Source organism: Longimicrobium sp., assembly GCA_036389795.1.
Classification (GTDB): domain Bacteria; phylum Gemmatimonadota; class Gemmatimonadetes; order Longimicrobiales; family Longimicrobiaceae; genus Longimicrobium.
The window spans coordinates 1-9,624 of record DASVWD010000138.1; the positions used below are offsets into that span (position 1 = coordinate 1).

At 72.1% G+C, this 9,624-nt stretch carries 9 protein-coding genes; 8 read left to right on the plus strand and 1 reads right to left on the minus strand.

The window, feature by feature from the left end:
- Positions 1–522: 522 nt before the first annotated feature.
- From VF746_18140 to VF746_18160, 5 genes are all read left to right on the plus strand, one after another.
- Positions 523–1,221 (plus strand): hypothetical protein, encoded by a 699-nt coding sequence (locus VF746_18140; GenBank protein ID HEX8694347.1) that lies wholly within the window; start codon positions 523–525, stop codon positions 1,219–1,221.
- A 2-nt stretch (positions 1,222–1,223) separates the two neighbouring features.
- On the plus strand, positions 1,224–2,297 hold the full coding sequence (locus tag VF746_18145) for a hypothetical protein (protein ID HEX8694348.1): 1,074 nt from the start codon (positions 1,224–1,226) through the stop codon (positions 2,295–2,297).
- A 46-nt stretch (positions 2,298–2,343) separates the two neighbouring features.
- Positions 2,344–4,170 carry an OmpA family protein gene (locus VF746_18150; GenBank protein HEX8694349.1) on the plus strand — a complete coding sequence of 609 codons (1,827 nt, stop codon included), beginning with the start codon at positions 2,344–2,346 and terminating at the stop codon, positions 4,168–4,170.
- Positions 4,171–4,260: 90 nt separating this feature from the next.
- Positions 4,261–5,046, plus strand: a complete 786-nt coding sequence (locus VF746_18155; GenBank protein HEX8694350.1) for a hypothetical protein — start codon at positions 4,261–4,263, stop codon at positions 5,044–5,046.
- 3 nt (positions 5,047–5,049) lie between these two features.
- A complete protein-coding gene (locus tag VF746_18160) occupies positions 5,050–5,880 on the plus strand; it encodes an ABC transporter ATP-binding protein (GenBank protein ID HEX8694351.1) in 831 nt (276 codons plus the stop codon).
- A 309-nt stretch (positions 5,881–6,189) separates the two neighbouring features.
- On the opposite strand, the gene VF746_18165 is transcribed toward VF746_18160, so the two are convergent.
- Positions 6,190–7,032, minus strand: a complete 843-nt coding sequence (locus VF746_18165) for a hypothetical protein (protein ID HEX8694352.1) — start codon at positions 7,030–7,032, stop codon at positions 6,190–6,192.
- 166 nt (positions 7,033–7,198) lie between these two features.
- On the opposite strand from VF746_18165, the gene VF746_18170 reads away from it, so the two are divergent.
- From VF746_18170 to VF746_18180, 3 genes are all read left to right on the plus strand, one after another.
- Positions 7,199–7,756: a sigma-70 family RNA polymerase sigma factor gene (locus tag VF746_18170; protein ID HEX8694353.1), complete on the plus strand. Its 558-nt coding sequence runs from the start codon at positions 7,199–7,201 to the stop codon at positions 7,754–7,756.
- Entirely contained in the window at positions 7,743–8,321 is a 579-nt protein-coding gene (locus VF746_18175; GenBank protein HEX8694354.1) for a hypothetical protein, read from the plus strand. Before VF746_18170 ends, VF746_18175 begins: the two co-directional genes overlap by 14 nt.
- A 63-nt stretch (positions 8,322–8,384) precedes the next feature.
- Positions 8,385–9,470 (plus strand): PDZ domain-containing protein, encoded by a 1,086-nt coding sequence (locus VF746_18180; GenBank protein ID HEX8694355.1) that lies wholly within the window; start codon positions 8,385–8,387, stop codon positions 9,468–9,470.
- Positions 9,471–9,624 lie beyond the last annotated feature (154 nt).

Here is a 9,624-nt window from a genome sequence, read left to right on the forward strand (position 1 = left end):
GCGCTCCGGGCCGGGCTGCGCGCGCGGTAGGGCACGATACGACTGTGCCCAACCGCGCCGGGCCACCGCCGCCACGATACCCCTGTGGCGGCGGCGTCCCGGCCCTGTCGGGCGCGCATCCCTCACGCGAACGGCAGGAAACAGCGTACAGGGGACAGCCGGCACCAACCCGACCTCGTACCGGGCGTAAAGTCCACCCTCTCCCGAAGTTGGGAGAGGGTTGCCGCTCCAAGGCGGCGGGTGAGGGCCCCGGCGGCGCGGCCGCCGGGGTAAGTTCCTGCGCAACCCGGCCCCGCCCTCGTCCGTAGTCCTCGCTCGCGGCGCGCAGGCCCCCGGAAATACCGGGACTGGCGTCAACACGAAGGCCGCGTTAACGTTATAGCCGCTTCGGAAGCCCGGGCGGCCTGGACGGCCCCGGACCGCCCGGAGACCCCTTTCGATGCAGCCTCCCGACACCTCTTCCCAGCAGGCCCCCGGCCCCGCGGCCACCCCCGCCAGGCCGGCCGGCCGAGACCCAGGCCGATGAGCGGATTCCTCGACAAGCTGAAAGACGTGGGCAAGGACGCCCTGGAGACCTTCGTCGAGTTCGACGACGACGGCGAGGAGAAGCGCCCCGCCGAGCGCGGCCGCGGCGAGCGCGCCGCGGCCGCGCCGCAGGGCGCTCCCGCCGCGCCGGCCGACGCCACGCTGGCGATGCCGGCCGCCGCGGCCGCCGTGCCGCCCGACCCCGAGTTCGTGCAGCAGCTCCAGGCCGCCGTGCAGGCCAGCAAGAAGGCCGCCTACGCCCAGTTCCGCGCCCTCTTCGGCGCGCTCAGTGCCGTGGGCGACGAGGCCCAGCGCACCCAGCTCGCCCTCTCGGCCGCCCAGGCCAGCCACGGCATCGACGCGGCCCGGGTGGCCGAGGCCATCGACGACCGGCTCAGGATCCTGGCCGACGAGAAGGCCGCCTTCGACGCCGCCGTGCAGGCCGAGGCCGAGCAGAGCGTGGGCGGCACCGAGGCCGAGATCCAGAAGGCCCGCGCCGAGATCGCCCGCAAGCAGGACGAGATCAAGGCCCTGGACGCCCGCGTGGCCGAGCTGGAGAAGACCGTGCGCGAGGCGCGCGCCACCCTCGACGCCAGCTCCGCCCGCTTCGCCGCCAGCTACACCGCCGTCGAGGCCGAGCTGGCCGCCGAGCGCGCCCGGATCACCCCGTTCCTCACCCCCAAGCCCACGGCCTGAAGATGATGGAGAGCTCCGGCAGCAGCACGGCTAGCGCCGCATCGTCGCGGCCCAAGCGCACCTTCTGGCAGAAGCCCGAGGGGAAGGTGGGCGTGGGGATCCTCACCGCGCTCGGCGTGGGGCTGGGGTACGCCTTCGTCCGGCTCCTCCCCACGCTCATCCAGATCGCCGAGAACACGCTGTACCTGGCGGGGCTGGTGGGCGTCATGGCGCTGCTCTACTGCATCGTCTTCGTGTGGGACCGTCCCCGCACGCTCTTCTTCTACGCCCTGCAGATGATCTCGCGCTGGGTCACCAGCAACTTCGTCGAGATGGACCCGGTAGCCATCCTCAAGGGCTTCGTCAAGCAGATGAAGGGGCGCCGCGAGGTGATCCAGGACCGCCTGGGCCGCATCGTGGGCGTCAAGCGGATGGTCGAGGCCAAGATCGCCAAGAGCGAGAAGGAGCGGCAGGCGGCGCTGCGCCTGGCCCAGGCCGCCAAGAGCCAGCACGACGAGGACGGGCTGAACGCGCACGCCGAGATCGCCGCCCGCCGGGCGCGCGACATGGAGGAGTACCGCTCGATGGCCGAGCAGGTGGAGGCGATCGAGAAGCTGCTCCGGCGCGTGCTGCGCCGCGCCGACTACCACATCCAGACCGCCGAGGACGAGGCCAACCAGCTCGCCGACAAGCACACCATCACCGGCGCGGTGGCCTCGGCCACGGCCGCCGCGCACGGGATCTTCGGCGACAGCGACCTGGCCGAGGTGCGCGACATGGCCGCCGAGCGCATCCGCGACGACTACGAGGCGCGCTTGGGCGAGCTGCAGACGCTGATCGACCTGACCGACTTCGACCACGCGGTCGACCTCAACCAGATGGCCTTCCGGCAGGAGGGGCTGGAGCAGCTGGCCGCGGCCGAGAAGAAGGTCACCCAGGCGGAGCGCGAGATCCCCGAGGGGGGGCCGCGGGGCGTCCCGGCGGCCTCCGGCGCCCCCGCGCTCCCCTCCGGCGGCGGCGGGGAGACCCCGCGTGGCGGGTCCGAGGCCGGCGGCGCCGACCGCTGGCGCTCCCGGCTGCGCCGCCCGCAGTCCTGACGGCCGTGTCCGCGGACTGAAGCAACCTAAACTCCACACCCGACCCATGAAACTGACGTCAACGGGGCAGAAGACCGTACGCGTGCTGGGCGGCCTGGTCCTCATCCTGGCCATCGGCCTGGGGCTGCGCTGGGCGGCCCAGAACGGCTACGGGCGCCGCCTGCTGCGCACCGTGGTTCCCGAGAAGGTCCAGGGCCTGGACCCGGCCAAGGACGCCACCAGCGCCTACACCGACGTGGGCTTCGCGGGGCTGCCCAGCGACGAGCCCGCCGCGCTCCCCGGCGCGCCCGAGGTGCGCATCAACTTCTGGGCGTGGAACTCCCAGATGGGGTGCCTCTACGCCAACGGCGGCCCGGTGACCACCCGCGGAAGCCTGATGGAGAAGCAGGGGATCAAGGTCTTCATCTCGCGCCAGGACGACAACTCGCAGCTGATGGCGCAGCTCACCGCGCTGGCCGCCGCCATGCACGGCGGCAACCGGCAGCCGAGGGAGGGGATCCACTTCATCGGCATCATGGGCGACGGCGCGGGCGCCTTCCTGGCCGCGCTCAACAAGCAGCTCACCGAGAGCTTCGGCGAGGAGTACCGCGCCGAGATCGTGGGCAGCTGCGGCTACTCGCGCGGCGAGGACAAGCTGATGGGGCCGCAGAAGTGGCGCGACAACCCGCAGAGCATGCGCGGGGCCCTGATCGCCGGCGTGCTGCGCGACGGCGACTGGAACATCGCCCAGCGCTTCATGGGCGACAACAACATCCCCAACAACCCCGACGAGCGCACCTACGACCCCCAGGCGGTCAACTGGGTGAACGCCGGCACCTACGTGGACGCCGCCGAGAAGTACGTGGCCGGCTACTGCGAGGACCGCGAGGTGGTCGAGAACGGCCGCAAGACGGGCCAGAGCCGCCGCGTGTGCGTGGACGGCGTGGTCACCTGGACCCCGGCCGACGTGACCATCGCGCGCGAGAAGGGCGGACTGGTCTCGGTGGTCTCCACCAGGGAGTACAGCTCGCAGATGCCGCACGTGCTGATCGGCATCCGCAAGTGGAACCAGGAGAACCGCGCCACGGTCGAGAAGCTGCTCACCGCCTTCACCCAGGGCGGCGACCAGGTGCTGGCGCACCCGCAGGCGCTCCGGCGCGCGGCCGAGATCAGCCAGGAGATCTACCAGGAGAGCGGCGCCGACGCCGCCTACTGGGAGAAGTACTACAAGGGTGTCACCGAGCCCGACAAGACCGGGGTGCCGGTGGAGCTGGGCGGCTCCAAGGCCAACAACCTGGCCGACAACCTCCTCCTCTTCGGCCTGGCCGAGGGGAGCTCGCCCGAGACCAGCCGCTTCCGGGCCACCTACACCGTGTTCGGGAAGATCGTCACCCAGCAGTATCCCGACCTGGTTCCCGAGGTGCCGCCGTACGACGAGGTGGTGGACGTCTCGTACCTGAGGGCCGTCGCCCAGCGCGCGCCGGCGGCCACCGCCGGCCGGGCCGAGACGCAGACCTTCTCCGACAGCAGCGCCCCGGTGCGGCGCGTGGTGGGCCGGCGCGACTACAAGATCACCTTCGCCACCGGCGCGGCCACCTTCACGCCCGAGTCCGAGGCCGAGCTGCAGCAGCTCTTCGACGAGCTGTCGATCAACTCGCTGGCGGTGGAGCTGCACGGCCACACCGACAACGTGGGAGACCCCGCGGCCAACCAGCAGCTCTCGGAAGACCGGGCGCTGGCGGTGAAGCAGTGGCTGGAGCGGCGCTCGGCGTCCACCTTCCCGCCGGGGCGCATCCGCATCTTCGCGCACGGCGCCACCCAGCCGGTGGAGAGCAACCGCACCGCCGAGGGCCGCGCGGCCAACCGGCGCGTGGAAGTGGTGATCGGGAGTTGATCTCCTTCCTGGCGTAGCTCGAGCCGGCGGGCGCGGGGGCATCCGTCCCGCGCCCGCCGGCCTCGTATTCCTATCTTCCAGACGACGACGATGCCATCTCTCGGTCCGGCGCTCAGGCCGAACCAGTGGGTCCCCACCCGCACCTACACCATGCTGGCGCTGCTCTGGGCGGTGCTGGTGCTCCTGCTCTGGATCGTGGGCCCGGCGTGGGTTCCCGGCCCGGGGCGGGTGTTCGACGCGCTCGGCGAGCTCGCCTCGCGCCAGGGGCTCCTGGGCGAGCTGGGCACCAGCATGGCGCTCTTCGCCCAGTCGCTGGCGATCGCGGCGGTGCTCTCGATGGGGCTGGCCTACCTGACGGTGGTGCCGGCGCTCCGGCCGGTGATCAACGCGCTCACCAAGGCGCGCTTCCTCTCCATGGTGGGGCTCACCTTCGTCTTCACGCTGATGGTGGGCGGCGGGCACCCGCTCAAGGTGTCGCTCCTGGTGTTCGGCATCTCCGCCTTCCTGCTCACCTCCATGGTCGACGTGGTGGCCAGCGTCCCCAACGAGAAGCTCGACCACGCGCGGACGCTGCGCATGGGCGAGTGGCGGGTGGTGTGGGAGGTGATCATCCTGGGGCAGCTGGGCCCCGCGTTCGACGCGCTGCGCCAGAACGCGGCGATCGGGTGGATGATGCTCACCATGGTGGAGGGGATCTCGCGCAGCGGGGGCGGGATCGGGGCCATGCTGATGGACCAGAACAAGCACTTCAACCTGGCGGCCATCTTCGCCGTGCAGGGGGTGTTCCTGCTGGCGGGCTTCTTCGTGGACTGGTTCCTGGGCTTCATGAAGGCCACGCTGGTGCCGCACGCCGCCCTGGCCGTGGCGCGGAGGTAGGCCATGGGAACCCAGCACGCGTACGAGCGCAAGGAAGTCCTCCTCGACGTCCGGGGCGTCACCTTCGGCTGGCCCGGCGCCCCGATCCTGCGCGACGTGAACGCGCAGGTCCGCGACGTGGTGCGCCCCGGGATGCAGCAGGGGCAGATCGTGGGGCTCCTGGGCCCCTCGGGGGTGGGGAAGACCACGCTCTTCAAGATCCTGGCGGGGCTGCTCAAGCCGCAGCAGGGCGAGGTGAAGATCGGCGCCGACGGCCGTCCCGCCGCTCCCGGGCTGGTGGGGGTGGTGGCGCAGAACTACATCCTCTTCGACCACCGCACGGTGATCGGCAACCTGGTGATCGCCGGCAGGCAGGGCGGCCTCCCGGCCGACGAGGCGCGCAAGCGGGCGATGGAGTACCTGGAGCACTTCGGGCTGGCGCAGCACGCCGAGAAGTTCCCGATCCAGCTCTCGGGCGGCCAGCGGCAGCGGGTCGCCATCGCCCAGCAGCTCCTCTGCTCCGAGCACTACCTGGTGATGGACGAGCCGTTCAGTGGTTTGGACGTGGTGGCGCAGCAGGCGGTGGAGGAGCTGCTGCTGCAGGTGAGCCGGCGCCACGAGCACACCACGCTCATCATCGTCACCCACGACGTGTCGGCGGCCGTGGCGGTGGCCGACACCATCTGGCTGATGGGGCGCGAGCGCGACCCGCAGGGCAGCGTGATCCCCGGGGCGCGCATCCTGGAGGAGATCGACCTGATCGAGCAGGACCTGGCGTGGCACCCCGACATCCGCAGGCGCCCCGGGTACGCCGATCTGGTCAACCGCATCAAGGACCGCTTCCCCACGCTGTGAGCCCGTCTTCCGGACACGAAAACGGCGCCGTCACGCGATTGTCGTGGCGGCGCCGTTTCGTCACGCGAGGCGCCGGGTGCGAGTGCCTGAAGACACCCGCTGGAACCACGGAAAGCCTCGCGAACCCCGCGAGGCTTCAACCGCGAGCCCCACTCGCTCCGCCCCCGATCTCGTCGCGCGCAGCGCCGAGGTGTTTCCCCTCTACCGCGCAGCGGGGGAGGGGAGCGCGCCCTCTGGCTGCGAGGAACGAGCAGCCGAGGGCCGCGCGGGGGAGGGGGCCTCCCCGGCGGCGCCAGCCGCCGACGGTTTTCAGCGCCCCTCCACCTCGAAGACGTAGACGCTGTTGTACGTGACCACGTGCAGGCGGCCGTCCTTCATCTCCAGGTAGCTCGCCGCGCTGTCCAGCCGCCGCCGCGCCAGCACGCGTCCCGTCTCGCGGTCGACCACGTGCAGGAAGTCGGGCTCCGCGGTGAAGCCGTACCCGGCGATCACCCACGGCCCGTGCAGGATGAAGACGCCGTTCGAGGTGAGCGGCGGCGTGCGCCAGTCCACCAAGCGCGCGGCCGGGTCCACGCGCACCAGCGACGAGCAGCGCCCGAGCGCCTCGCGCGAGTAGCTCTGGCACGCCTCGTTGAAGTAGAGCCGCCCGCCGGAGTACCGCACGTCCTGGATCTCCAGCCGGTCGGGCCGCGAGAGGAAGTCGTTGAGCCTCAGCTTCCACCGCCGCTCGCCGGACGGGGAGAAGAGCGCCGCGGCGAACTCCGGGTTGGCGGCGCCCTCCCAGCGCTCCAGCGGCGTGCGGTAGAAGGCCAGCCACCCCTCCCCCGTGGCGTCGGCGACGAAGAGCTCCAGCCCGTCCTCCGCGCGCGGGACGAACTCCGGCGTCTTGTCCGGCACGCTCTGCCGCAGCCGGTACTCGACCCCGTTCGGCTTGTTGGCGCCCGTGAGCCCCAGCGCCGCGTAGCCGTCCGACCGCTTCGGCCGCTGGGAGACCAGCCGCAGCGTCACCTGCTGTCCGTCCCCCGCCGCCTCGACTCCCGGTGCGGTGGAGGCGGCGGGGACGCGATCGACGGGGAGGCTCGCCGCGCCGCCGATCACGAGCGCGGCGGCCAGCCACGAAGCGAACACTTGCGCGGAGCTGGCCGGCAGCATCCCTTCTCCTTTCGTCCGGTTCACGATCCCGAAGACGCAAGCTGTTTCCCCGCATCCGTTTCCGCCAGGGGAACGGAGTGCGTGGTACCCTGCGCGGGCGGACGGTTCCGCTGACCGCATCTCCGCATACAACCATCCGTAGCGCTGCCGGCACTCAGCCTTCGCCATGAGGACCGAAACCGCCCCCGCCACCGACCAGGCCCTCGCCGAAGCGCTGCTCATGAGCGGCGACGAGAAGGCGTTCCGCGAGCTGTACCGGCGCCACACGCCGCGGCTGTACCAGCTGGTGCTGCGCGTGGTGGGCGGCAGCGAGCACGACGCCGAGGACGTGGTGCAGGACGCCTGGATCCGGGCCACCGAGAAGCTGGGCGACTTCCGCTGGGAGGCCGCCTTCTCCACCTGGCTCACGGGGATCGGGCTGAACGTCGCGCGGGGGCTGCTGCGCCGGAAGGGACGCTGGACGGACCTGGAGGGCGTCCCCGAGCCGTGGCGGCCGGCCGAGAGGCACGGCGAGCGGATCGACCTGGAGCGGGCCATCGGCCTGCTGCCGGCCGGCTACCGCACGGTGCTCGTGCTGCACGACGTGGAGGGCTACAAGCACGAGGAGATCGGCGAGATGCTGGGGATCTCGCCCGGCACTTCCAAGAGCCAGCTGTTCCACGCGAGGAAGTCGCTCCGGCAGGTGCTGGAGCCCACGACGGGGAGGACGCATGAGACCGCATGACGAGATGGATGGCGAGCTGACGCCCGAGGAGCGCTCGGCCTTCGCGGCCCTGCCGCGCGAGCGCGAGCCCTCGCGGCTCCTGGAAGAGCGCACGGTGCGGGCGCTGCGCGAGCGGGGCCTGGTGCACGCGGCGGCCCACTCCCGCCGCCTCCGGTTTCCGGCCTCGTGGCTGGTGGGCGCGGCGGCCGCGGCGGTAGCGCTCTTTATGGTGGGAGTGGAGGCCGGGCGCACGCTGCAGGGGCGGCAGACGGAGCAGGTGGTCGAGCTGGTCCAGGCCCGGAACACCCAGCAGGCCGCGCTGGCCGTGCAGCAGACCGGGTCGGCGTACGTGAGCGCGCTCTCGCAGTTCGCCTCGCTGGCCGACTCGTCGCGCAACCAGGCGCAGACGCGGCAGGGGCGCGAGGTGGCGGTGCAGATGCTCCGCGCCGCGGCCAACGAGCTGGTGCGCATCTCCCCCGACGACCCGCTGGCGGCCGCGATCCTGGCGTCGCTCGACCGCACGCGCGTGCAGCAGCAGCGGCAGCAGGCGGACACGGCGGGCAAGGAGCGGGTCGTCTGGTTCTGAACCGGCCGGAGGGCGGCCTTCGGCCAACCCAACGAATCGAAGTCACACCCGGGAGATAGATCGATGCGAACAGGAGCGAGGATCATCCTGCTGGCGGTGCTGGTGGCGCTGCCGGGCTCCGCGTGGGCCCAGAGAGGGCAGTGCGCCAAGGACAAGGGACGCATGGTGCCGGACCTCGGCTACGGCACCATCTCGTGCAGCCACTGCCACATGTCGTTCGACGACAACGGGCCGGTGAGCTTCGAGTTCAACTCCGAGCCGCGGATCGGCGACATCACGGACGTGGGCGAGGGGAGGCTGCGCGAGGGCGACGTGCTGGTGGCGGTGGACGGGCAGCTGATCACCACCGCGGAGGGCGGGCGGCGGCTGGCCGCGGTGCGCCGGGGCGAGACGGTGCGCCTCTCGGTGCGCCGCGAGGGCCGGGTGCACGACGTGACCGTCCGCGCGGGCGAGCGCTGCATGGACCACCCGCGCGCCCCGCGTCCGCCGCGGACGCCGCCGTCTCCGCGGATCCCGGATCCCCCGGCGGTCCCGCGCGCGCCGCGGACGCCGATGCCGGGGCAGCCCCACATCCCGCAGCCGCCGCAGCCGCCGCAGCCCGCGCAGGCGCCGCTGCCGCCGCTGCCGCCTTCGCCGCCGGACATCCTCCCGACCGGGTGGTTCGGCTTCGGGATCAGCTGCGACGACTGCGGCTGGCGCAGGACGCGGCGGGGTGATACGGGAGCGTTCTTCTTTTCCGACGCGCCCGAGGTGGTGAGCGTGGAGCGGGGGAGCCCCGCCGAGCGCGCCGGCATCCGCCGCGGCGACCGGCTGACGCACGTGGACGGCGTGGCGCTCACCACGCAGGAGGGGGCGCGGCGCTTCCGGGCGATCCGCCCGGGGCAGGCGGTGACCTGGACGTACCGGCGCGGGAGCCGCTCGTACGCGGCGCGCGCCACCGCCGCCCGCCGCCCCGACGCGCCGGTGGCCGCCGCCCCGGGCGCCCCCCGCGCCGCCGGCCAGCGCCTGCGCTACTCCGGCGTGGTGGGCGGCAGCGAGGTGGAGGTCCGCGGCGCCCCCGTCAACGTCACCCGCGACGAGCGCACGGGCGAGCTGGTCATCCGCAGCCGCGATCTCACCGTGCGGGTGAAGCCGACGGACGAGCCGTAAGAAGTACGGAGTAATACCAGATTGCCGAGCATTGTTCTGGTTGCGAACAGATTGGGAATCACACAGAGGACACAGAGAACACGGAGGAACTGAAGACGCGATTGAAGTTTCTCTGTGTTCTCTGTGTCCTCTGTGTGAGGCTTTATCAGAAAGC

What these genes read in the sequence shown, in the direction of transcription:
- VF746_18150 (HEX8694349.1), top strand. Translation starts at nt 2,344, where the DNA reads ATGAAACTGACGTCAACGGGGCAGAAGACCGTACGCGTGCTGGGCGGC.
- VF746_18145 (HEX8694348.1), top strand. Translation starts at nt 1,224, where the DNA reads ATGATGGAGAGCTCCGGCAGCAGCACGGCTAGCGCCGCATCGTCGCGG.
- VF746_18155 (HEX8694350.1), top strand. Translation starts at nt 4,261, where the DNA reads ATGCCATCTCTCGGTCCGGCGCTCAGGCCGAACCAGTGGGTCCCCACC.
- VF746_18160 (HEX8694351.1), top strand. Translation starts at nt 5,050, where the DNA reads ATGGGAACCCAGCACGCGTACGAGCGCAAGGAAGTCCTCCTCGACGTC.
- VF746_18170 (HEX8694353.1), top strand. Translation starts at nt 7,199, where the DNA reads ATGAGGACCGAAACCGCCCCCGCCACCGACCAGGCCCTCGCCGAAGCG.
- VF746_18175 (HEX8694354.1), top strand. Translation starts at nt 7,743, where the DNA reads ATGAGACCGCATGACGAGATGGATGGCGAGCTGACGCCCGAGGAGCGC.
- VF746_18140 (HEX8694347.1), top strand. Translation starts at nt 523, where the DNA reads ATGAGCGGATTCCTCGACAAGCTGAAAGACGTGGGCAAGGACGCCCTG.
- VF746_18165 (HEX8694352.1), bottom strand. Translation starts at nt 7,032, where the DNA reads ATGCTGCCGGCCAGCTCCGCGCAAGTGTTCGCTTCGTGGCTGGCCGCC.
- VF746_18180 (HEX8694355.1), top strand. Translation starts at nt 8,385, where the DNA reads ATGCGAACAGGAGCGAGGATCATCCTGCTGGCGGTGCTGGTGGCGCTG.